The organism is Yoonia sp. R2-816 (genome assembly GCF_046762905.1).
Taxonomy (GTDB): domain Bacteria; phylum Pseudomonadota; class Alphaproteobacteria; order Rhodobacterales; family Rhodobacteraceae; genus Yoonia.
The window spans coordinates 63372-82695 of sequence record NZ_JBKQXN010000179.1 but is presented as its reverse complement, the minus strand read 5'-3'; the positions used below and the strand labels follow the sequence as shown (position 1 = coordinate 82695).

Sequence of the window (19324 nt, the reverse complement as noted above, 5' to 3'; positions counted from 1 at the left end):
GCGCGAGCGGGTCTTTACCCCGCTGCCTGTTTGGTCAGGTAGGCATAAATCTGATCCTTGAGCATCACGCGTTCCTTGCGCAGGTCAATCAGATGATCGTCGGAGGTGGGTTCGACATTTGTTTCGGCCCGGTGCACCGCCCGATTGGTCACGTGATACGCGTCGAACATCTTGGCGAAATGAGCGTCGGACTGCCGCAGATCGTGTATGCGATCGACATGTTCGGGGAACTCTTCGGCCAGTTCGTGCGGGGTGTGGGACATTTGTCTCTCCTGTTTTGCGTTGGGCCCAGATTATCCGGCGCGCGGGCGGCGTCGTTGATGCAAATCAAGAAATGTGCTCTGCCCAAATGGCGGCAAATTAACCAGTGTTCTGCCAAATTCCCGCCACATCCGCTGTCTACGCACAGGCATCAAACGGGCTTAGCCCGTCATAAAATGCAAAAAGGCGAAACGATATGCGTTTACTCAAATCCCTTCTTCTGACATCCGGCCTGTGCGTCGCGGCGGCGTCCGCTTCGGCGCAAAACATCGCGTGCGGGCAGGATTATGTTGTTGAATCAGGCGATTATCTGTCCAGCATCGCCAGGCGGGTCTATGGCGATACGGCCAATTATACCCTGATCTATAGCGCCAATGTAGATATCATCGGTGGCGATCCCGGTGCGATCAATGTGGGCGACCGTCTGTTTATTCCCTGCCTTGACGGGGCCGTGCAGGCATCGACCGCGGATGCCTCTGCCATCCGTCAGCGCACGATCGAGGCGCTGCCCGGACCATCGGGTGACCGCCCCATTCGCGTGTTGACCGCGACCGGCTGGGCGCCGTTCATGGATGAAGATCAGGCGCAGGGCGGATTGTTGACTGAAATCATAAACTTAGCCCTTGAGAATGCCGACAGTAAGCCGGAATACCAGATTGATTTCATCAATGATGATGGCGCGCATCTGCAGCCGCTGATCACCGATCACGCCTATGATATCAGCATTGGCTGGAGCCAGCCGAACTGTGAATTGTTCGACAAGCTGGAAGATGAATCCAAGTTCCGTTGCAACAATCTGGCGTTCAGTGATCCGCTTTATGAGGAAGTGCTGGGCTACTACAGCCCGTCCGCCGATCCTGCATTTGCAGAGCATTCCGCGCTGCATGGCAAGCGCATCTGCCGGGCCGAGGCCTATACCCTGGCGCCGATGGAAGAGGTTGATCTGGTCGCGCCGGTGATCGAGGTTGTACGCGCCCCGACCGCGGCCGACTGTGTGAATTTCATCCTTGAAAACAAGGCCGATGCCGCGCTGATCGCTGTCGATGTGGCCGAAGGCCGGATCGCTGAACTGGGCGCACAGGACCGCGTCCAGATGCATGAGGCGCTGACATTTGTGGACGTGCTGCATGCGGTGATCGCCAAGACCCATCCGCAGGCGGATGAGATTTTGGCCGTGGTCAATAACGGGCTGGGCAACATCAAGGAAACCGGATTGTGGTTCCAGACCGTGCGCCGCCACATGACCGCGTTTCGTGAGTTGAGCCAAGGTTAAACGGCTTTCTTCGACGCCGCTGAAACACCCGTCCGATTACCTCGAGCGGGTGTTTTGCGTGTGGGGGGTACGCAACGTTCGGTGGGGGGCAGACGGGCGCGCGACACCCTTATCGAGCCGCTTTTGCGAATCATCAGTTAATACTGGGGTTTTGGCGAAAATGAGCGGTCGGCATCGCGTCGGCAAAACGTCGGACTTGCGTCGGACCCTTTTGGGCGATTTTGCCGGTTTAACGCGGCGCACGGTGCAAGTGTGAATGCGGCGTTAAGACATACAGCTGATTGATCCGCTCGGGGAACTGCCTGAAGGCCGCACAGCTTTTCATGCGGCCTTCGGCAATATGGGACGATGCCGGATGTCGGAACACCCGGCATGACGTTATCACCGCAGGGTGAAAATCTGATAGGCCAGTTCCTGACCATCCTTATTGATCACGGCCAGCACTTCGCTTGGTGCGCCAAGGCCGACATCCATGCGCACGTTTTCATTCACGCCGGGCAATAGCGATTCTGTCGCCAGCAATTCGCCCTTGGTGCCGCAATGGAAGGAATAAAGCTCCAGCGTGCCACCATCATCGGCCCGAACGGTGCCCAGATCGATCTGGTCGCCCGCTTCAATGGTGTGGTCGAGTTGGAAATAAGAAGTGTCTGCGAAAGCGAAACCGGCCGAGCCAATAGCCACGAGACATGCCAGCGTAGTTTTAATTCTAAACATCGTTTTCTCCTATTTAGACGTGTCTGGCCCAGGCTATTGATATGACGCTTATCTGCATCATGGTTGCCGCCAATACGGGACAGTGAATAAGGCATGGCGGTGCCTGGGCCTTTCAAGCGTAATGCGGCGCGGGCCGGGCAGATTGATGTTTGTCAATTAGAAGGAAAGGGTGGGGTGGCGTTTCCCCGCGAGCTGTTTCCTTTGCCCCGGACGGGCGGGGGGTTGGTAGGGCAACGTTTGGTGTGAGGTCCCGGATCAAGTCCGGGACTGCGTTGCGTAATAGTGCTGAGGGCAGTGCCCGACCTGGAGGGCGTTTGGATGAGTTGTGTTGCGGGTGAGGGTGCCGACAGGAGTGGCGTTGCGTTGTTTGTGACGTCGCAAAAGCGCCCTCCGGGGGGAGGTCGGGCGCTGCCCGGCCTATCGTCCGGGCAAGACGGCTGGACCGGTCGCCTTTGCCAAACGGGCATTCACGATTTCAACCACAAACGGGTTCTCCTCATCAATCCTGACTTCGGCCAGGCGGCGACGGCCAAACCGGCTATCCGCAGCTGCGAGTCCTCTTAGGAGTGGATTGGGCTTCGATGCAAACTCGTCTATCGACCAACTGAGGGACTGGTGAAGATCATCATATGCCCTGAATTCCGTCGTGATGCCGTGCGCATCAAAGTCTTCAGGCTGGCGGTAGTATTGTCCGGCGCTGTCTCTGTACGCTGCATATTCGGACGCTGAAAAGATCTTCTTGTTGTCCAGCAAGACAAAGAACTCGCCATTCTCGCTGCGCGTCGGCTTGGAATACTTTGTGAGTTCAACAGAAAGGCAGCCCTGTAATGCAGGCGCGAAGCGGACTTCTAACTGTTGTTTTAGCTTGGACCAGCGCAATTGCATCGCCTCCTGTAATCTGTTCTTCACGGATACCGCGTCGCGGTCGATTTTCAACAGTAATAACTCTTGCCAACCTCACCATCCCCCCCTATACGGCCCACTTCTACACCCACTCCACCGGGAATCGGGTCACGCTTGCGTAGCGGCCTGCCGGTGATGTTGAAAGGACAAGGCAATGAATGCCAAAGAACTGCGGGAGAAAACTCCCGATCAGCTCCGTGAAGAGTTGACCAATCTGAAGAAAGAAGCCTTTAACCTGCGCTTCCAGCAGGCCACCGGCCAGCTTGAAAACACTGCTGCGATGCGTGCCGCCCGCCGGAACGCCGCGAAAGTCAAAACCATTCTGAACGAAAAGGCCGCAGCGGCCGCATCGGAGGCTTAAGAGTATGCCTAAGCGTATCCTGCAAGGGGTTGTGACAAGCAACCAGAACGCCCAGACCGTCACTGTTCAGGTCGAGCGCCGTTTCAAGCACCCGCTGCTGCAAAAGACCGTCCGTAAGTCCAAGAAATACCGGGCCCACGACGAAAACAACGCTTTCAACGTTGGTGACACCGTCCGTATCCAGGAATGTGCGCCGAAATCGAAAACCAAACGCTGGGAGGTTATTGCTTCTTAAGCAGTAACAGCCTGGTTCAACGAAACCCTGGGGGTCCGGTCGGAAATCGGACAAATCCCCAAAGGTCGGGAGAAACCAAATGATCCAGATGCAGACCAATCTGGATGTAGCTGACAACAGCGGCGCCCGCCGTGTTCAGTGCATCAAGGTTCTGGGTGGTTCCCACCGTCGTTACGCGAGTGTCGGTGACATTATCGTCGTATCGGTGAAGGAAGCCATTCCACGTGGTCGCGTGAAGAAAGGTGACGTCCGCAAGGCCGTCGTCGTACGCACCGCCAAAGAAGTTCGCCGCGAAGATGGCACCGCCATCCGCTTTGACAGCAACGCTGCTGTCATCCTCAACAACAACAATGAGCCGATCGGTACCCGTATCTTTGGCCCGGTTGTTCGCGAGCTGCGCGCCAAGAACTTCATGAAAATCATCTCGCTTGCTCCGGAGGTGCTGTGATGGCTGCCAAACTCCGCAAAGGTGACAAGGTCATCGTGCTTGCCGGCAAGGACAAGGGCAAGACAGGCGAGATTTCGTCGGTTGACCCGAAATCCGGCAAGGCCATCGTGGACGGGATCAACATCTCGATCCGTCATGTGAAACAGTCTGCGCAATCTCAGGGTGGCCGCACGCCGAAGGCGATGCCGATCCAGCTGAGCAACCTCGCGATTGTTGATGCAAATGGCAAGGCGTCCCGCGTCGGCTTCCGTATGGATGGCGACAAGAAGGTCCGTTTCGCCAAGACAACAGGGGATGCGATCTGATGCTTGACGCTGCAAACTATACCCCCCGCCTGAAGGCTCTTTATGCGTCGACCGTTCGTGCGTCGATGAAGGAAGAGTTCGGCTATAAGAATGACATGCAGATCCCACGTTTGGACAAGATCGTTCTGAACATTGGCTGCGGTGCCGAAGCTGTCCGTGACAGCAAGAAAGCCAAGTCAGCCCAGGAAGACCTGACCACCATCGCCGGTCAGAAAGCCATGACAACCAAGGCCAAGAAATCGATCGCCGGTTTCCGCGTCCGCGAGGACATGCCTCTGGGTGCCAAGGTCACATTGCGCGGCGACCGGATGTATGAATTCCTGGACCGTCTGATCACAGTGGCCATGCCCCGTATCCGCGACTTCCGCGGCGTGTCGGGCAAGTCTTTTGATGGCCGCGGCAACTATGCCACCGGCCTGAAAGAGCACATCGTGTTCCCCGAAATCAACTTTGATAAGGTTGATGAGATGTGGGGAATGGACATCGTCATCTGCACCACAGCGAACACTGACGCTGAAGCAAAAGCATTGTTGAAAGCCTTCAACATGCCGTTCAACAGCTAAGCGCCAGGGAGAGATTAGATATGGCTAAGAAATCCATGATCGAGCGCGAGAAGAAGCGCGAAAAGCTGGTGGCCCAGTACGCTGAAAAGCGCGCCGCGCTGAAGGCGATCATCAACGACCGCGACAAGCCCGTCGAAGAGCGGTTCAAGGCATCCCTTGAATTGGCAAAATTGCCCCGCAATTCTTCGGCTACCCGTCTGCACAACCGTTGCCAGCTCACCGGGCGTCCACACGCCTATTACCGTAAACTGAAGATCAGCCGGATCGCGCTGCGGGACCTTGGGTCCAATGGCGAAATCCCCGGCATGGTCAAGTCAAGCTGGTAAGGAGCATATGATATGAACGATCCTATCGGTGATATGCTGACCCGTATCCGCAACGGCCAGATGCGCGGCAAGAGCACGGTGGAAACACCTGCCTCCAAGCTGCGCGCTTGGGTGCTGGATGTGCTGTCCGACGAAGGCTACATCCGCGGCTACGAAAAGAAGGACGGCAAAGACGGCCATCCTGCTTTCGAAATCAGCCTGAAGTATTACGAGGGCGCCCCCGTCATTCGCGAAGTCAAGCGGGTCTCAAAACCTGGTCGTCGCGTGTATCTGGGTGCCAATGACCTGCCTTCCGTCCGTCAGGGCCTGGGTGTGTCGATTGTCTCCACCTCCAAGGGTGTGATGTCGGATGCAAATGCACGGGCGGCCAATATTGGCGGCGAAGTGCTCTGCACTGTATTCTAAGGGGAAATCATGTCTCGTATTGGTAAAAAACCGATTGAGCTGCCCTCTGGCGTCACCGCCAGCGTGTCAGGTCAGACCGTTGAAGTGAAAGGCCCCAAGGGGACCCGCAGCTTCAAGGCCACCGACGATGTGACCATCAGCGTTGATGGCAATGTCGTCACTGTCGAACCTCGCGGCAAGTCCAAGCGCGCGCGCCAGCAGTGGGGCATGAGCCGCACAATGGTCGCCAACCTGGCCACCGGCGTGTCCGAAGGTTTCAAGAAAGAGCTGGAACTGTCGGGCGTGGGTTACCGGGCGCAGATGCAGGGCAACACGCTGAAACTGTCGCTGGGCTACAGCCACGATGTCGATTTCGAAGTGCCTGCAGGCGTCACAGTGACCGCCCCCAAGCAGACCGAAATCACCGTGGAAGGTATCGACGAGCAGCTTGTGGGTCAGGTCGCGGCGAATATCCGTGAATGGCGCAAGCCCGAGCCCTACAAGGGCAAGGGTATCAAGTACAAAGGCGAATATATCTTCCGCAAAGAAGGTAAGAAGAAGTAAGGACCGCAAAAATGGCAAACAGCAAGAGACAACTGTTTCTGAAGCGCCGTATGCGCGTTCGGAACAAGCTGCGCGGTGTGACCGCCAATCAGGGCCGTGCCCGTCTGTCGGTACATCGCAGCAACAAGAACATCAGCGTCCAGTTGATCGACGATGTAAACGGGGTCACGCTGGCCTCCGCCTCATCGCTCGAAAAGGATCTGGGCGTGGTCGGCAAGAACAACGTCGAGGCCGCGACCAAGGTGGGTGCAGCAATCGCAGAACGCGCCAAGAAAGCCGGTGTCGAGGTTGCGTATTTCGACCGTGGTGGGTTCCTCTTTCACGGCAAGATCAAGGCTTTGGCCGATGCAGCCCGTGAAGGTGGATTGAAAATCTAAACGGTGCGGTGGGTTTCACCCACCCTACCAACACCCTGTAGGGTGGGTGAAACCCACCCTCGATGATCTGGGGCTTCGGCCACTTGGATCGGACAACCGGGCGGGAGCCCAGAACACAAAGGACGCCATCAATGGCAGAACGTGACAACCGCGGCCGTGGCCGCAACCGTGAAGAACAGACCCCTGAGTTTGCCGACCGTCTGGTCGCCATCAACCGGGTGTCCAAGACCGTTAAGGGTGGTAAGCGCTTTGGCTTTGCTGCCCTCGTCGTTGTTGGCGATCAGAAAGGCCGTGTCGGCTTTGGCAAGGGTAAGGCCAAGGAAGTCCCCGAGGCGATCCGCAAGGCCACTGAACAGGCCAAGCGCCAGATGATCCGCGTCGCCCTCCGCGACGGCCGGACCCTGCACCACGATATCGAAGGCCGTCATGGCGCCGGTAAAGTGGTTATGCGTCAGGCGCCGGTTGGTACCGGGATCATCGCCGGTGGTCCAATGCGTGCCGTGTTCGAAATGCTGGGTGTACAGGACGTTGTGTCCAAATCAATCGGTTCCCAGAACCCCTACAACATGATCCGTGCCACCATGAACGGCCTGAGCAAAGAGCAATCCCCACGCAACGTCGCCCAGCGTCGTGGCAAGAAGGTTGCCGACATTCTGCCGAAGCGGGACGTTGTCGACCAGCAAAGCGATGTGGCCCACAACACCACCGCCGCTGAAGCCACCGCAGACGCGTAAGGAGACACTGACATGGCAAAAACTATCGTCGTCAAGCAGATCGGCTCCCCGATCCGTCGCCCCGAAAAGCAGCGTGCCACGCTGATTGGTCTGGGCCTGAACAAGATGAACCGTACCCGCGAGCTGGAAGACACACCTTCCGTGCGCGGTATGGTCAACTCCATCTCTCACCTCGTCGAGATCATCGAAGAGCGCGGGTAACGGTAAGGTGCGCTTAGGCGCGCATGACCGAATGAAAGGACGCCTCGCAGGAAACTGCGGGGCGTTCTTAGTCGACTGCGAATACTTTCATTCTGCTTGCAATTCGTTCTAGCTGCACTCTTTCAAGCTCTTCGACAATTCGTTGCGCTTCCGCTTTGTGTTCATCAGTGGCGCTATCGTCACTCTTTACTCTCGACAGGTAAGAGTTGGCCTCATCGAGGTACTCCTTCATTTGATCCTTCACGGCCTCATTTCGCTTCCGGTTTGCAATTGGATCAATGTAGACCTGTCTAATGAAGAGCCACGAACTGCTGAGTGCTACAGCAATCATAGGTGCGAGTATAAGTAGATTTGACCTTAGACTGCCATCGTCCATATTCTCCGCCAGCGCTGCGATGAGCGTGCCGAGTGCGCCACCCGTCGCTCCAGCACCAAGTACGTTTGCGGTAGTACTACTCTCGCTACTCATCCGACTTCTTAACCATTTCAATCAACCGCAACATTTCTTCTGGAGAGATGTTTTTCTTACTGATCTCCGCTGACGAGAGCGAACCATCCGAATTTTGAATGGAGATAGTGACCTTTGAGGCCGATCTGATCTTCAACCTAGTTCGAAGCCCGCGGACCAGAGGATTTAACAGCCAAAGCACGGAGAGAATGGCGCCGACAATCAGTAATGCAGCACCACCGAAATCAGATAGAATGGCCGAAACCATCTCCCGAACTTGAGAAAAACCCTCTTCCATCAGCACCGTCCCCAATTCCGTCCGGCGTCACGCAAATAAGTGTAATAATTATCCAGTTTGCTGATTTTCGTCTGAATTTGCAAGTCTATCTGTGGTAGAGTTCTGAAGCTGAAGCGCACGAAGCATCTTTGTCGGGCTGCAAAAGCGCAGCGGCTAAAGGTTCAAGGATTGACCAAGCGTGAGTTGGCATCGATTCATGGCGGTTGCTGACCCCATCCTTGACGCCTCGCCGCACCCCGTCTATACGCCGCAGGTCGGCTGGCCTCTGCCCCGACTCAGTCTGAAACGCCGTGTTTGCCCGCTCCCGTCGCTGGGGGGTAGTTCCGGCCAAAGGAGAAGCGACATGAAACTGAATGAACTGTCTGACAACCCAGGCGCCACACAGCGCAAGAAGCGTGTTGGCCGTGGTCCGGGTTCCGGCATGGGTAAGACCGGTGGCCGTGGTATCAAAGGTCAGAAATCCCGCTCGGGTGTGGCGATCAAGGGCTATGAAGGCGGCCAGATGCCGCTCTACCAGCGCCTGCCAAAGCGCGGCTTCAACAACATCAACCGCAAGACATTTGCCGTCGTCAACCTGGGCCTGATCCAGAAGTTCATCGACGAAGGCAAACTGGATGCCAAGTCCGACATCACCGAAGACGCGCTGATCGCGTCCGGTCTGGTGCGCCGCAAAAAGGACGGCATCCGCGTGCTGGCCAAGGGTGAGTTCAAGGCCAAGGCCAAGATCACGGTGACCGGTGCCTCCAAGGGTGCTGTTGAGGCCGTCGAAAAGGCTGGCGGTTCACTGACCGTCACAACCCCGGCAGCGGCTGAGTAAAACCTTGTGGGTGACCGCCCGGTCGCCTACATAACCACTCAAGTTTTCCCAAACGCCGCCAATCGGGGGACCCGCTGGCGGCGTTTTTTATAAAAAGAGACCCATATGGCTTCTGCAGCAGAGCAAATGGCCGCCAACATCAGTTGGAGCGCCTTCGGCAAAGCAACTGAACTGCGGCAACGCATCTTGTTCACCATCGGGCTGCTGATGGTTTACCGCCTTGGTACCTATATCCCGATCCCTGGCATCGATGGTCTGGCCCTGCGCCAGTTCATGGAAGAGGCAGCGACCGGAATTGGTGGCATCCTGTCGATGTTCACCGGTGGTGCCTTGTCCCGTATGGGGATCTTTGCGCTTGGCATTATGCCGTATATCTCTGCGTCGATCGTGGTGCAGCTGCTGGGCTCCATGTGGGAGCCGCTGAAAAACCTCAAGAAAGAGGGTGAGCAGGGGCGGCGCAAGCTGAACCAGTATACCCGTTACTTTACCGTGGCGCTGGCCACAGCGCAGGCTTACGGTCTCGCTGTCAGTCTAGAGGCGGGCGGTCTGGCGTCTGATCCGGGCATGTTCTTTCGTGCGGCCTGTGTGATCACCATCGTCGGTGGCTGTATGTTCCTGATGTGGCTGGGTGAACAGATCACCGCGCGTGGCATCGGTAACGGTATTTCGCTGATTATCTTTGTGGGCATCATTGCCGAAATTCCTGCGGCCATGGCGCAGTTCCTGTCCCAAGGCCGGTCCGGTGCGATCAGCCCTGTGGTGATTGTCGGCATCATTCTGATGGTGCTGGTGGTGCTGACCTTCGTGGTCTTCATGGAACGGTCTTTGCGCAAGATACACATCCAGTATCCGCGTCAGCAGCGTGGCCAGAAGATTTATGACGGATCGTCCAGCCACCTGCCGATCAAGGTGAACCCGGCGGGTGTGATCCCGGCGATCTTTGCATCGGCCCTGTTGCTTTTGCCGACCACGATCAGCACATTCAGCGGCGGATCGGCCAGCCCGATTATGTCGACCATTCTGGCCTATTTCGGACCCGGCCAACCGCTTTACCTGATCTTCTTTGGCGGCATGATCATCTTCTTCACGTATTTCTATACCCGCGAAGTGGCGTTCAAGACCGAGGATGTGGCCGAGAACCTGAAAAACCAGAACGGGTTTGTGCCAGGTATTCGCCCGGGCAAGAAGACACAGGAATATCTTGATTACGTGGTGACTCGTATTCTTGTTCTGGGTTCCGGCTATCTGGCGCTGGTGGCATTGCTGCCCGAAATTATCCGCGCGCAATTGGCCATTCCGTTTTACTTTGGCGGCACATCGGTGCTGATTATCGTGTCTGTCGGGATGGATACCATCCAGCAGATCCAGTCCCATCTGGTGGCCCACCAGTACGAAGGTCTGATTGAGAAGTCGCAACTGCGTGGTAAGCGCGGTGCAGGGAAACGCAAAGGACCATCGCGTAAATGAATATCATACTGCTGGGGCCGCCGGGGGCGGGTAAGGGGACACAGGCGCGCAGGCTGGTGGACGAACGCAACATGGTGCAGCTGAGCACCGGTGACATGTTGCGGGCCGCCCGGACCAGCGGGACCGAAATGGGCAAGATGGTTGCCGATGTCATGGACCGGGGCGAACTGGTGACAGATGATATCGTGATCGGTCTGATCCGCGAGCAGTTGGAAAACGATCAGGGCGGCGGCGGTTACATCTTTGATGGGTTCCCGCGCACTTTGGCGCAGGCAGATGCGCTGGGCCGGTTGCTGGTCGATATGGGTGAAAACCTTGATGCGGTCATCGAAATGCAGGTCGATGACGATGCGCTGGTCGATCGGATCACGGCCAGGGCGACCTGCAAGGATTGTGGCGAAGTCTACAATGACAAGACCAAGCCGATCCCCGATGACGGTAAATGTGTAAACTGCGGGTCGACCCGGATTGAGCGCCGTGCAGATGATAATGAAGAGAGCCTGCGCACCCGTCTGATGGCCTATTACAAGCAGACCAGCCCGTTGGTGGGCTATTATTATGCCAAGGGCGATCTGAAATCGGTGGATGGACTGGCCAGCATGGATGAGGTTGCGGCGAGTATTGCGGCTGCGTTGCGCTGAGGCGGCAAAATTTTCGAGAAAAATTTGTCTGATAGATGGATTTTCTCGAAAATCCATCGCCGCTGCAGGCACCTATTGACCATCAGGGCGATGCCCCCTAAACAGCGCCATCTCGCAAGAGAATCAATTTGCGGTCAAGGGTCGCGCCCACCACCGCAGACTACCTGGATATGACGCAGCCCGGCGCCCAAACGCTCCGGGCTTACGTTGTGAAAAAAGGGTCTGGAATGACGGACCCGCAACGAAAAGGAAATGCACACGTGGCACGTATTGCCGGCGTAAACATACCCACTGGAAAGCGGGTTCCAATCGCCCTCACTTACATCACCGGTATTGGCAACGCCAAGGCCGAAGAAATCTGCGAAGCGGTCAAGATCGACCGGTCCCGTCGCGTGAACGAATTGTCCGACGCCGAAGTGCTGGCCATTCGCGAATATATCGACGGCAACCTGACCGTCGAAGGTGACCTGCGTCGCGAGACACAGATGAACATCAAGCGTCTGATGGACCTTGGCTGTTACCGTGGCCTGCGCCACCGCCGCAACCTGCCGGTTCGCGGTCAGCGAACCCACACCAACGCACGCACCCGCAAAGGCCCCGCAAAGGCCATTGCCGGCAAGAAGAAATAAGGAGGCGGACCTGTGGCACGCGATACAAAACGCACCAAAAAGAAGGTCTCCAAGAACATCGCCGCTGGCGTTGCTCATGTGAATTCTTCGTTCAACAACACCAAAATCCTGATCTCTGACGTGCAGGGCAACGCGATCGCATGGTCGTCCGCTGGCACGATGGGTTTCAAGGGATCGCGGAAATCCACACCTTATGCGGCCCAGATGGCTGCAGAAGATGCGGGCAAGAAAGCACAGGACCACGGCGTAAAAACGCTGGAAGTCGAAGTGCAGGGCCCCGGTTCCGGCCGTGAAAGCGCATTGCGTGCGCTGGCTGCTGTTGGTTTCAACATCACATCGATCCGTGACGTGACCCCAATGGCCCATAACGGCTGCCGCCCGCCAAAGCGTCGCCGCGTCTAATTACCCAAACGCTTTGGGGTCGTGCCAATGCGCATGGCCCCAATCCGTCATTTTGAAACCTCGGGCGTTTGCCTTTTTGGACATGAAGGCAGACTGGTATGGAGGGACATATGATCCACAAGAACTGGGCTGAGTTGATCAAGCCAACTCAATTGGAAGTCAAACCGGGCAATGATCCGATGCGTCAGGCGACTGTTGTCGCTGAACCGCTGGAGCGTGGCTTTGGTCTGACGCTGGGCAATGCCCTGCGCCGTATCCTGATGTCGTCGCTGCAAGGTGCCGCGATCACCGCTGTGCAGATCGACAATGTGCTGCACGAGTTTTCATCTGTTTCGGGTGTGCGTGAAGACGTCACCGACATCGTGCTGAACCTCAAGGGTGTCGCGATCCGCATGGAAGTCGAAGGCCCCAAGCGTTTGAGCGTTCAGGCCAAGGGCCCTGGCGTCGTGACGGCGGCTGATATCTCCGAGACCGCCGGTATCGAGATCCTCAACAAGGATCACGTGATCTGTCACCTCGACGATGGCGCCGATCTTTACATGGAACTGACCGTCAACACCGGTAAGGGCTATGTCGCCGCTGACAAGAACAAGCCGGAAGATGCGCCCATCGGCATGATGTCGATCGATGCCATCTATTCGCCGGTCAAAAAGGTGTCTTATGACGTGCAGCCGACCCGTGAAGGTCAGGTGCTGGATTATGACAAGCTGACCATGAAAGTTGAAACCGACGGGTCGCTGACCCCTGACGATGCTGTGGCTTATGCCGCCCGCATCCTGCAGGATCAGTTGTCGATCTTCGTCAACTTCGATGAGCCGGAAAGCGCCTCTGCCGGTGCCGATGACGACGGTCTGGAGTTCAACCCGCTTCTGCTGAAGAAGGTGGACGAGCTGGAACTGTCGGTCCGTTCGGCCAACTGCCTGAAGAACGACAATATCGTGTATATTGGCGATCTGATTCAGAAGACCGAAGCAGAAATGCTGCGCACCCCGAACTTTGGCCGCAAATCCCTGAACGAAATCAAGGAAGTGCTGTCGGGTATGGGTCTGCACCTTGGCATGGATGTCGAGGACTGGCCGCCGGACAATATCGAGGATCTGGCCAAGAAATTCGAAGACCAGTTTTAAGAATGTAAGGTGGGGTTCAACCCCACCCTACCCAAATGCCCGCGCTGGCGGGGAACAACTGGGCAATCCCGCCCCAATAATACGGCTGGCACGCATCAGACCGTTGGACAAAGTATAAAACCGTAGGAGACATCAAAATGCGTCACGCAAGAGGTTACCGCCGCCTGAACCGCACCCATGAACACCGCAAGGCGCTGTTCGCGAACATGGCTGGCTCGCTCATCGAACATGAGCAGATCAAGACAACATTGCCCAAGGCCAAGGAATTGCGCCGGGTTGTGGAAAAGCTGGTCACACTTGGCAAACGCGGCGATCTGCACGCGCGCCGTCAGGCCAACGCCCAGCTGAAACAGGACATGCATGTCGCCAAACTCTTCGACGTCATCGGCCCACGCTATGCCGAGCGTCAGGGTGGCTACATCCGCATCATGAAGGCCGGTTTCCGCTATGGCGACATGGCACCGATGGCGATCATCGAGTTCGTGGATCGCGATGTGGATGCCAAAGGTGCGGCCGACAAGGCCCGCGAAGCCGAGATGGAAGCTGCTGACGAATAAGTCGCCGCTGCCACACGGATGACCGACAAGCCCCGCCAATCGTGCGGGGCTTTTCTTTTGTCTCATTGCCTTGCCTTTCGCGCCCCGGCTGGCGCAGTCTGCCCTTTGAAACCAAAAGGTTGGCAACCGCAGAAAGGCATGTGATGCCCAAACCACTGGACGGCATTCGTGTCCTTGACTTGACCAATGTGCTGGCTGGCCCGTTCTGCTGCCATCATCTGGCCCATCTGGGTGCCGAGGTGATCAAGGTCGAAGCGGTCGGGCGTGGCGATCTGGCCCGCCAGTTGGGGGCCGACCCTGACCTGAGCGCCGCCAATATGGGGGTGTCTTTTCTGGCGCAGAATGCGGGCAAGAAATCGGTCACGGTGAACCTGAAAAAGGATGCGGGCAAGGCACTGTTTCTGAAGCTGGTCGAAACCGCCGATGTGCTGGTCGAGAATTTTCGGCCCGGCGTAATGGCGCGGCTGGGGTTGGATTATGCTGCCTTGCAGGCCGTGCAGCCAAGATTGATCTATTGCGCCATTTCCGGGTTTGGACAGGACGGCCCGTGGATGCATCGCCCGGCCTATGACCAGATCATTCAGGGCGCATCGGGTGTCATGTCCATCACCGGTGATCAGGACAGCGCGCCATTACGCGTGGGTTATCCCGTCGCTGATACCGTCGGCGGGATGACGGCAGCCTTTGCCATTGCCGCCGCGCTGAATGCGACCCCGCGGGGCAGTTTCATTGATGTCTCAATGCTGGAATCCGTGCTGGTGTCGATGGGCTGGGTAGTTTCGAACTTTCTGATTGCCGGGGCCGAACCGACCCCGAATGGCAATGAAAACGTCACATCCGCACCCTCGGGGACTTTCCGGACCGGTGACGGGCTGATCAACATTGCCGCGAACAAGGACGAACAATGGCATTTGCTGACGCAAGCGCTGGGGGTGGATGAGTTGCAGACACGCCCGGAATACGCGACGCGCGAGGCGCGAAAGGCCCATCGTGCCGCCCTGAAACTTGAACTGGAACAGGCATTGGCGACCCGGTCTGCCCACGACTGGGCAAAGGAACTGAACCAGATCGGCGTTCCGGCCGGTGCCGTGCTGACAGTGCCAGAGATATTGGACATGCCGCAGGTGAAGGACCGGGGTTTTTTGCAAAGCTACGCGGAGGTTCCGGGCGTCGGGCGCGACATCGCATTGGCGACCACTGGCATCAAACTGGATGGCGATGCGCCGACCGTCCCAACCCCACCGCCGGGCTTGGGCCAACATAATGCAGAGATATGGGGTGCGCTGGGGTTGTCTGCCGACGACATCGCCCGGTTAAAAAAGGATGGGGTTCTATGACGGGTAAACGCAGCGATGTGTCCGATTGGTGGACGACAAGCATTATCGACATGGCGCCCGGTCAAATTCGGTTAAGGGGCCAGCCGATTGTAGCGCGACAGTAAGTTTTGCAGTGTTTGACAGTAAGAGTTGCAGCAAGCGATTTTGCCGAATTTGACGCAAAACCGTTTAATACTGGGTGAGGATCCGATCCGTTAAAGGGTCTTTAAAGGGACGTTTAAAAACCTAAGCGGTCCGATCTATTCACTTTCCGATGCGGATGATCTTGTCAGTAACGATTGGTTTCCGACCGCCTCGGTCCAGCCAGGTCGGCTTGACCAGCCCTTCATCAGCTATCTCTACCATCACATCACCGAGTTCAGATCGTTTTAAGAAGAGTTGTTGCTGCGCTTTAGCGGCAACCTCCCCAAAGGCCGAACTTGGTGGCAATTCAGAAAGCACCTCCTGCAGAACGGAACGGGCCATCGAGAGGTGCCCCTTTCTAGTCTTTAGGTAGGGCCCTTCGATCTCCAACTCCCCCATCATGTCATCAAACAGATCTGGCCCAGCCTTTCTTACTTTCTTGGAAAAACGAATTCGGTCGTGCTCTGATAAAGCGCCAAACTCAGCACTACGCATGACTTCCATCCCTTCAAAGTGATTGGTGGCATAAGCCAAATTGAAGTGGATCTCGTTCTTGTCCGGGTTGTGAATGGGTGAGTACCCAGCGAACTTGTAGCCAAGGTCGCCCCTGAGCATTTTGAGATATTCGTCTTCGACAGTCTCAATAGACAGTCCCGTGTCCAGTAGAAACTGAGCCCTCTTTGGACCGACCAATTGAATGAGTGCCCGCTCTCTATCTTTGTGTTCGCCAGAGACAAAGCGTTCGATGAATGACCGCATGACGTTGACAATGACTTCGCTAGAACGACCTTTGAACTGCTGCAACGACGATGGTGGGAAACCCGTGTAGCCCGTTGGATCGACGAACAAGAGCTGAAACTTGTGATCCGCCACACGGCTGATCTCAGCCGCATTGTTGGCGAATTCTCCTTTGAAAGTCTCCACCTTGATCAACGGGTAAAGACCTCTTGTACGTTGAACGAAATCCTTCAAGAGACCGAATGACTTTGCATTTCGCTCATTGAAGATGCAGCGAATGCGGCTGTTGTTAGGCTGATGCTTTCGGGCGCGGGCAACCGCGGACAACGTGCTCAAAGCGACACCGATTGAGGTATCTGTGAGGTTGGCCGTGTCGTGGTTTTCCCAGGGGCCTGAGAAGCCATCTATAAAGTCAATACTTTCCCACTGCGAGAGTATCTTGTTTGCGAAGGGCACCAAGTACCGCTTCAGTATCTCGTGCTTAGCTAGGCTCTGCTCCCTGCCATTGTAGCGCTCGTCCAAAATACGATCTCCATCCAGTAAGTGAGGAGATGTTAGGCAGAGCGCACAACCTTCGGCAAGCCATCATGCAACTCTCCATTGAGTCTTCTACCAGCTGTCTTCTTTCCAACCCGAAACATCGGAGTACCGTCGTCGACCAGTGATTCTGCGGGTTTGGACTTGGTCAGCAGATTGATCCCATCGCCCGGCGCCCAATCGCCCCACTGCTTAAAATGAAATGCAGTTTCTGTTCGCATGCACTGTGCATGAAGATCCGTAAACCATTTGGGAGAAGCTGGACGTGCCTTAGGTCCGCTCTCGCCACCGGTGATGACCCAATCGATGGTCGTTTCTAGCCATGGTTCAATCTCAAGTGGCCCCAATAGTGGCTCTGCCGAAATGAACCGCACTTTAGCAGGTATAGCCTCAATGAAAGGCAGCAACTCCTCGGCACGCTTTTGCAGCTCGACCGTGGTGCCTAACCACACGTTATCAGGCCATTCCAATGTCCACCTTGCCAGCCGACTAACATTTTGCGGCCGCTTTGTGAGTAGAAGCCAGTCCAGATTTGGGGTCGCTTCTATCAGATCAAACAGACGTTCGCGATGCGGCACCAACTCGGCGCGTTCTTCAAATACATCGGCCATGGACGCACAAAACACCCGAGGGCGTTCATTTGATTTGACTGCATCTCGGTTCCACTTCAGAGGCTGTCTCCAGTGATTGTCGCTCAACAAACGGCGTTCGGGCTTAGGTCCCCAGACATTCTGGCCGACACGCTTTGCCCAAGCTTCTGCGTAGCAGTGTTTGCACGCCTCCGAGACCTTTGTGCAGCCCCACCACGGGTTGAATGTGTGCGTGGTCCATTCGATTTTTGAGTTAGCACCCATGTCACGTTCTCCTCGCTTGCAGAGCTTGTCGCACAGGAAAGAACAAACACAAAACGATAATTACTCGGCACCCATTTGCTCCAGATTTGAAGCTGTTTGCGCCCTGCCATTCAGAGTCAAACCTGACCCATCACGGATCACTGGACTAGCCCCGTATTGCGTCGGAAAGACATATGGGGCCAGGACCATTTCACTGTCGCCCGCACTAAGTGTTCAAGGACTGGACCGGGTGGATCGTCACGCGTGGTCTCAAGACCTGCAAAACGTGGCTTGCGTCGCCAAATCTCGATCCCTGGGAGAACCCGACTTTCACTACTGTCGGCACAGTTAGTGTCACGAGCTCTGTGCAATAGATCAGTCCCCCGGTCACGCTAGAGAGCATCGTCTGCTCGAATGCACCACTCCCCCTGTCAAAAAATGGGACGAGATTGAGGTTGTCGGATTGGCGAAAACATATAGGCACGACTTCCTGCTTCGCCCCACCGGGACCTGTGTAGGTGAATTGGGCATTAACTTCGATAAGATACGCACCCGGCTTCAAAGAAAGGTTTTCGATCACGAAGACCGTGCTGTTTAGATCTGCGCCGGTGTAAGTCGGGTTATTGAATTGGTGCCTTGTGATCGGGTCGGTTGAGACGTTCTGCCCATCCAGACGTAACCCATTTGCATCCAGCACCAGCTTCTCTTGCCCATTCACGAGCAGCTTTTGGGCAGCGGGGCCAAAGACAGCCGAGGTCACGGTGTCCGTATTGGCAGCCGACCCGACAGACCCATCATTGTTCGCCGGATCGTGCTTCAGGGCAATGGTCCCGCCGCGCGCGCTGATCAGTGCCTGGCCGCCATCGCCGGGCTGCGCATTGCTGTTATCAATAAGCGCGATGCCGGGCTGAAAGGACGCCACAGTCAGCCCATAATCGAGTTCACCATCATCGATTCGACCGGGTGCATTCACGTATAATGTGTTCTTCGAAGGCCCTGCGAGATTGGTGCCGACCTTGAACACAGGGGGATCAATCAGGGCAGCCGCAACAACCTCCGAATAGTTCGCGCGTGTCCAGTTGCCCGCAAATATGGTGTTCGCGGGGGTCATCACCAGCGCGATCAACCAATCTCCAACAGCAAAGGTCTGCCCGTCCACCGTGCCAGCTATGCTGACCACGTAGAATGTGCCCTCGGCCGCGTCAGCCGGGAAAGCCCCGCTGGAGGCATCCCAGGCACCGGCGGGCGACAGCCCGACAGCCCGGGCCTCGACATCTGCCTGCAATGCCGCAAGGTCTTTCTCATCGGCCTTGGTGTTCAGGAGCGCCGTGCCCAGCGTCGTCAGGGGCAATGGTCGCACCCACGCCCAAGCCCCTGCGCCGGTGACGCCGGATTTCTGATAGACACCGTTCAGCGCGTCATCCGTCTCACCCCAGACCGTGGCCAGAACACCGGCCGTCCACTCGAGATCCGCATTCAGGTCGGCCAGCATTTGATAGGTCGGCCCGGTCGTGGCATTGATCAGTGCAACAAGCGTGGCAAACGGAATCGCACCCGTGGTTCCATCGCGGTTCGCCACAACACTGTCGGCAGCGTTGAGTGCGGGCAAATCCGTTGTTCTGACGCCATTAAAAGCCATTGAAACACCTCCTTTGCTGGTCACCCCAACATCGCGTGCGCACGGCTTTCGATAAACACGCAAGCGCTTGCGTATGCCTGCC

At 56.5% G+C, this 19324-nt stretch carries 28 protein-coding genes; 20 read left to right on the top strand and 8 right to left on the bottom strand.

Annotated features, from left to right (window positions below; translation table 11 throughout):
* Positions 1–14: 14 nt before the first annotated feature.
* Complete coding sequence (locus ACFWW2_RS07915; RefSeq protein ID WP_393927411.1) at positions 15–263, bottom strand: YdcH family protein; 249 nt, start codon at positions 261–263, stop codon at positions 15–17.
* Positions 264–457: 194 nt separating this feature from the next.
* On the opposite strand from ACFWW2_RS07915, the gene ACFWW2_RS07910 reads away from it, so the two are divergent.
* Positions 458–1534, top strand: a complete 1077-nt coding sequence (locus ACFWW2_RS07910; protein ID WP_393927409.1) for a LysM peptidoglycan-binding domain-containing protein — start codon at positions 458–460, stop codon at positions 1532–1534.
* A gap of 381 nt (positions 1535–1915) precedes the next feature.
* Here ACFWW2_RS07910 and ACFWW2_RS07905 read toward each other — a convergent pair whose 3' ends face one another.
* Together ACFWW2_RS07905 and ACFWW2_RS07900 are read right to left on the bottom strand one after the other, a co-directional pair.
* On the bottom strand, positions 1916–2248 hold the full coding sequence (locus ACFWW2_RS07905; protein WP_393927407.1) for a hypothetical protein: 333 nt from the start codon (positions 2246–2248) through the stop codon (positions 1916–1918).
* 417 nt (positions 2249–2665) lie between these two features.
* The gene (locus ACFWW2_RS07900; RefSeq protein WP_393927405.1) at positions 2666–3184 is read right to left on the bottom strand and encodes a hypothetical protein; all 519 of its coding nucleotides are present in this window, start codon (positions 3182–3184) and stop codon (positions 2666–2668) included.
* A 121-nt stretch (positions 3185–3305) separates the two neighbouring features.
* Here ACFWW2_RS07900 and rpmC point away from each other — a divergent pair, with 121 nt between their 5' ends.
* The 11 genes from rpmC to rpmD all read left to right on the top strand — a co-directional run bounded on the left by rpmC (position 3306) and on the right by rpmD (position 7649).
* Positions 3306–3512, top strand: a complete 207-nt coding sequence (rpmC, locus tag ACFWW2_RS07895; RefSeq protein WP_393927403.1) for a 50S ribosomal protein L29 — start codon at positions 3306–3308, stop codon at positions 3510–3512.
* 4 nt (positions 3513–3516) lie between these two features.
* Positions 3517–3747 carry a 30S ribosomal protein S17 gene (gene rpsQ, locus ACFWW2_RS07890; protein ID WP_019953317.1) on the top strand — a complete coding sequence of 77 codons (231 nt, stop codon included), beginning with the start codon at positions 3517–3519 and terminating at the stop codon, positions 3745–3747.
* A 79-nt stretch (positions 3748–3826) separates the two neighbouring features.
* Positions 3827–4195, top strand: a complete 369-nt coding sequence (gene rplN / locus ACFWW2_RS07885) for a 50S ribosomal protein L14 (RefSeq protein ID WP_108813549.1) — start codon at positions 3827–3829, stop codon at positions 4193–4195.
* Positions 4195–4500, top strand: coding sequence for a 50S ribosomal protein L24 (gene rplX / locus ACFWW2_RS07880; protein WP_393927399.1), 306 nt, complete (start codon positions 4195–4197; stop codon positions 4498–4500). Before rplN ends, rplX begins: the two co-directional genes overlap by 1 nt.
* Positions 4500–5063, top strand: coding sequence for a 50S ribosomal protein L5 (gene rplE, locus ACFWW2_RS07875; RefSeq protein WP_393927398.1), 564 nt, complete (start codon positions 4500–4502; stop codon positions 5061–5063). The genes rplX and rplE overlap by 1 nt, the downstream gene beginning before the upstream one ends.
* A gap of 20 nt (positions 5064–5083) precedes the next feature.
* Positions 5084–5389: a 30S ribosomal protein S14 gene (rpsN, locus tag ACFWW2_RS07870; protein WP_339955412.1), complete on the top strand. Its 306-nt coding sequence runs from the start codon at positions 5084–5086 to the stop codon at positions 5387–5389.
* Between the two features lie 12 nt (positions 5390–5401).
* Positions 5402–5794 (top strand): 30S ribosomal protein S8, encoded by a 393-nt coding sequence (rpsH, locus tag ACFWW2_RS07865; RefSeq protein WP_393927394.1) that lies wholly within the window; start codon positions 5402–5404, stop codon positions 5792–5794.
* 9 nt (positions 5795–5803) lie between these two features.
* Positions 5804–6337 carry a 50S ribosomal protein L6 gene (gene rplF / locus ACFWW2_RS07860; protein ID WP_393927392.1) on the top strand — a complete coding sequence of 178 codons (534 nt, stop codon included), beginning with the start codon at positions 5804–5806 and terminating at the stop codon, positions 6335–6337.
* A gap of 11 nt (positions 6338–6348) precedes the next feature.
* Positions 6349–6714 (top strand): 50S ribosomal protein L18, encoded by a 366-nt coding sequence (gene rplR, locus ACFWW2_RS07855; RefSeq protein ID WP_393927390.1) that lies wholly within the window; start codon positions 6349–6351, stop codon positions 6712–6714.
* Between the two features lie 131 nt (positions 6715–6845).
* On the top strand, positions 6846–7448 hold the full coding sequence (rpsE, locus tag ACFWW2_RS07850; RefSeq protein WP_393927388.1) for a 30S ribosomal protein S5: 603 nt from the start codon (positions 6846–6848) through the stop codon (positions 7446–7448).
* 12 nt (positions 7449–7460) lie between these two features.
* On the top strand, positions 7461–7649 hold the full coding sequence (gene rpmD / locus ACFWW2_RS07845; protein ID WP_393927386.1) for a 50S ribosomal protein L30: 189 nt from the start codon (positions 7461–7463) through the stop codon (positions 7647–7649).
* A gap of 67 nt (positions 7650–7716) precedes the next feature.
* Here the strand turns inward: rpmD and ACFWW2_RS07840 are convergent, their stop codons facing one another.
* A complete protein-coding gene (locus tag ACFWW2_RS07840; RefSeq protein ID WP_393927384.1) occupies positions 7717–8118 on the bottom strand; it encodes a hypothetical protein in 402 nt (133 codons plus the stop codon).
* Entirely contained in the window at positions 8111–8395 is a 285-nt protein-coding gene (locus tag ACFWW2_RS07835; RefSeq protein WP_393927382.1) for a hypothetical protein, read from the bottom strand. The genes ACFWW2_RS07840 and ACFWW2_RS07835 overlap by 8 nt, the downstream gene beginning before the upstream one ends.
* A gap of 343 nt (positions 8396–8738) precedes the next feature.
* Between ACFWW2_RS07835 and rplO the strand changes: the two genes are divergently transcribed.
* The 8 genes from rplO to ACFWW2_RS07795 all read left to right on the top strand — a co-directional run bounded on the left by rplO (position 8739) and on the right by ACFWW2_RS07795 (position 15372).
* Entirely contained in the window at positions 8739–9212 is a 474-nt protein-coding gene (gene rplO / locus ACFWW2_RS07830) for a 50S ribosomal protein L15 (RefSeq protein WP_393927380.1), read from the top strand.
* A gap of 105 nt (positions 9213–9317) precedes the next feature.
* On the top strand, positions 9318–10679 hold the full coding sequence (gene secY, locus ACFWW2_RS07825; RefSeq protein WP_393927378.1) for a preprotein translocase subunit SecY: 1362 nt from the start codon (positions 9318–9320) through the stop codon (positions 10677–10679).
* Positions 10676–11320: an adenylate kinase gene (locus ACFWW2_RS07820; RefSeq protein ID WP_393927376.1), complete on the top strand. Its 645-nt coding sequence runs from the start codon at positions 10676–10678 to the stop codon at positions 11318–11320. The genes secY and ACFWW2_RS07820 overlap by 4 nt, the downstream gene beginning before the upstream one ends.
* Positions 11321–11580: 260 nt before the next feature.
* Positions 11581–11949 carry a 30S ribosomal protein S13 gene (gene rpsM / locus ACFWW2_RS07815; protein ID WP_393927374.1) on the top strand — a complete coding sequence of 123 codons (369 nt, stop codon included), beginning with the start codon at positions 11581–11583 and terminating at the stop codon, positions 11947–11949.
* Between the two features lie 12 nt (positions 11950–11961).
* Positions 11962–12351 (top strand): 30S ribosomal protein S11, encoded by a 390-nt coding sequence (rpsK, locus tag ACFWW2_RS07810; protein WP_019953332.1) that lies wholly within the window; start codon positions 11962–11964, stop codon positions 12349–12351.
* Positions 12352–12461: 110 nt separating this feature from the next.
* Positions 12462–13478, top strand: a complete 1017-nt coding sequence (locus ACFWW2_RS07805; RefSeq protein WP_393927371.1) for a DNA-directed RNA polymerase subunit alpha — start codon at positions 12462–12464, stop codon at positions 13476–13478.
* A 137-nt stretch (positions 13479–13615) separates the two neighbouring features.
* Positions 13616–14035, top strand: a complete 420-nt coding sequence (rplQ, locus tag ACFWW2_RS07800) for a 50S ribosomal protein L17 (RefSeq protein ID WP_393927369.1) — start codon at positions 13616–13618, stop codon at positions 14033–14035.
* 143 nt (positions 14036–14178) lie between these two features.
* The gene (locus ACFWW2_RS07795; protein ID WP_393927367.1) at positions 14179–15372 is read left to right on the top strand and encodes a CaiB/BaiF CoA transferase family protein; all 1194 of its coding nucleotides are present in this window, start codon (positions 14179–14181) and stop codon (positions 15370–15372) included.
* Between the two features lie 243 nt (positions 15373–15615).
* Here the strand turns inward: ACFWW2_RS07795 and tcmP are convergent, their stop codons facing one another.
* From tcmP to ACFWW2_RS07780, 3 genes are all read right to left on the bottom strand, one after another.
* Positions 15616–16755, bottom strand: a complete 1140-nt coding sequence (tcmP, locus tag ACFWW2_RS07790; protein WP_393927365.1) for a three-Cys-motif partner protein TcmP — start codon at positions 16753–16755, stop codon at positions 15616–15618.
* 32 nt (positions 16756–16787) lie between these two features.
* Entirely contained in the window at positions 16788–17624 is an 837-nt protein-coding gene (locus ACFWW2_RS07785) for a DUF5131 family protein (protein ID WP_393927363.1), read from the bottom strand.
* A 205-nt stretch (positions 17625–17829) separates the two neighbouring features.
* On the bottom strand, positions 17830–19242 hold the full coding sequence (locus ACFWW2_RS07780; RefSeq protein ID WP_393927362.1) for a hypothetical protein: 1413 nt from the start codon (positions 19240–19242) through the stop codon (positions 17830–17832).
* Positions 19243–19324: the final 82 nt, after the last annotated feature.

Excerpts from the sequence above, each read along its gene's own strand:
- ACFWW2_RS07915 (WP_393927411.1), bottom strand. The coding sequence starts at position 263 with ATGTCCCACACCCCGCACGAACTGGCCGAAGAGTTCCCCGAACATGTC.
- ACFWW2_RS07910 (WP_393927409.1), top strand. The coding sequence starts at position 458 with ATGCGTTTACTCAAATCCCTTCTTCTGACATCCGGCCTGTGCGTCGCG.
- ACFWW2_RS07905 (WP_393927407.1), bottom strand. The coding sequence starts at position 2,248 with ATGTTTAGAATTAAAACTACGCTGGCATGTCTCGTGGCTATTGGCTCG.
- rpmC (WP_393927403.1), top strand. The coding sequence starts at position 3,306 with ATGAATGCCAAAGAACTGCGGGAGAAAACTCCCGATCAGCTCCGTGAA.
- rpsQ (WP_019953317.1), top strand. The coding sequence starts at position 3,517 with ATGCCTAAGCGTATCCTGCAAGGGGTTGTGACAAGCAACCAGAACGCC.
- rplN (WP_108813549.1), top strand. The coding sequence starts at position 3,827 with ATGATCCAGATGCAGACCAATCTGGATGTAGCTGACAACAGCGGCGCC.
- rplX (WP_393927399.1), top strand. The coding sequence starts at position 4,195 with ATGGCTGCCAAACTCCGCAAAGGTGACAAGGTCATCGTGCTTGCCGGC.
- rplE (WP_393927398.1), top strand. The coding sequence starts at position 4,500 with ATGCTTGACGCTGCAAACTATACCCCCCGCCTGAAGGCTCTTTATGCG.
- rpsN (WP_339955412.1), top strand. The coding sequence starts at position 5,084 with ATGGCTAAGAAATCCATGATCGAGCGCGAGAAGAAGCGCGAAAAGCTG.
- rpsH (WP_393927394.1), top strand. The coding sequence starts at position 5,402 with ATGAACGATCCTATCGGTGATATGCTGACCCGTATCCGCAACGGCCAG.
- rplF (WP_393927392.1), top strand. The coding sequence starts at position 5,804 with ATGTCTCGTATTGGTAAAAAACCGATTGAGCTGCCCTCTGGCGTCACC.
- rplR (WP_393927390.1), top strand. The coding sequence starts at position 6,349 with ATGGCAAACAGCAAGAGACAACTGTTTCTGAAGCGCCGTATGCGCGTT.
- rpsE (WP_393927388.1), top strand. The coding sequence starts at position 6,846 with ATGGCAGAACGTGACAACCGCGGCCGTGGCCGCAACCGTGAAGAACAG.
- rpmD (WP_393927386.1), top strand. The coding sequence starts at position 7,461 with ATGGCAAAAACTATCGTCGTCAAGCAGATCGGCTCCCCGATCCGTCGC.
- ACFWW2_RS07840 (WP_393927384.1), bottom strand. The coding sequence starts at position 8,118 with ATGAGTAGCGAGAGTAGTACTACCGCAAACGTACTTGGTGCTGGAGCG.
- ACFWW2_RS07835 (WP_393927382.1), bottom strand. The coding sequence starts at position 8,395 with ATGGAAGAGGGTTTTTCTCAAGTTCGGGAGATGGTTTCGGCCATTCTA.
- rplO (WP_393927380.1), top strand. The coding sequence starts at position 8,739 with ATGAAACTGAATGAACTGTCTGACAACCCAGGCGCCACACAGCGCAAG.
- secY (WP_393927378.1), top strand. The coding sequence starts at position 9,318 with ATGGCTTCTGCAGCAGAGCAAATGGCCGCCAACATCAGTTGGAGCGCC.
- ACFWW2_RS07820 (WP_393927376.1), top strand. The coding sequence starts at position 10,676 with ATGAATATCATACTGCTGGGGCCGCCGGGGGCGGGTAAGGGGACACAG.
- ACFWW2_RS07805 (WP_393927371.1), top strand. The coding sequence starts at position 12,462 with ATGATCCACAAGAACTGGGCTGAGTTGATCAAGCCAACTCAATTGGAA.
- rplQ (WP_393927369.1), top strand. The coding sequence starts at position 13,616 with ATGCGTCACGCAAGAGGTTACCGCCGCCTGAACCGCACCCATGAACAC.
- ACFWW2_RS07795 (WP_393927367.1), top strand. The coding sequence starts at position 14,179 with ATGCCCAAACCACTGGACGGCATTCGTGTCCTTGACTTGACCAATGTG.
- ACFWW2_RS07785 (WP_393927363.1), bottom strand. The coding sequence starts at position 17,624 with ATGGGTGCTAACTCAAAAATCGAATGGACCACGCACACATTCAACCCG.
- ACFWW2_RS07780 (WP_393927362.1), bottom strand. The coding sequence starts at position 19,242 with ATGGCTTTTAATGGCGTCAGAACAACGGATTTGCCCGCACTCAACGCT.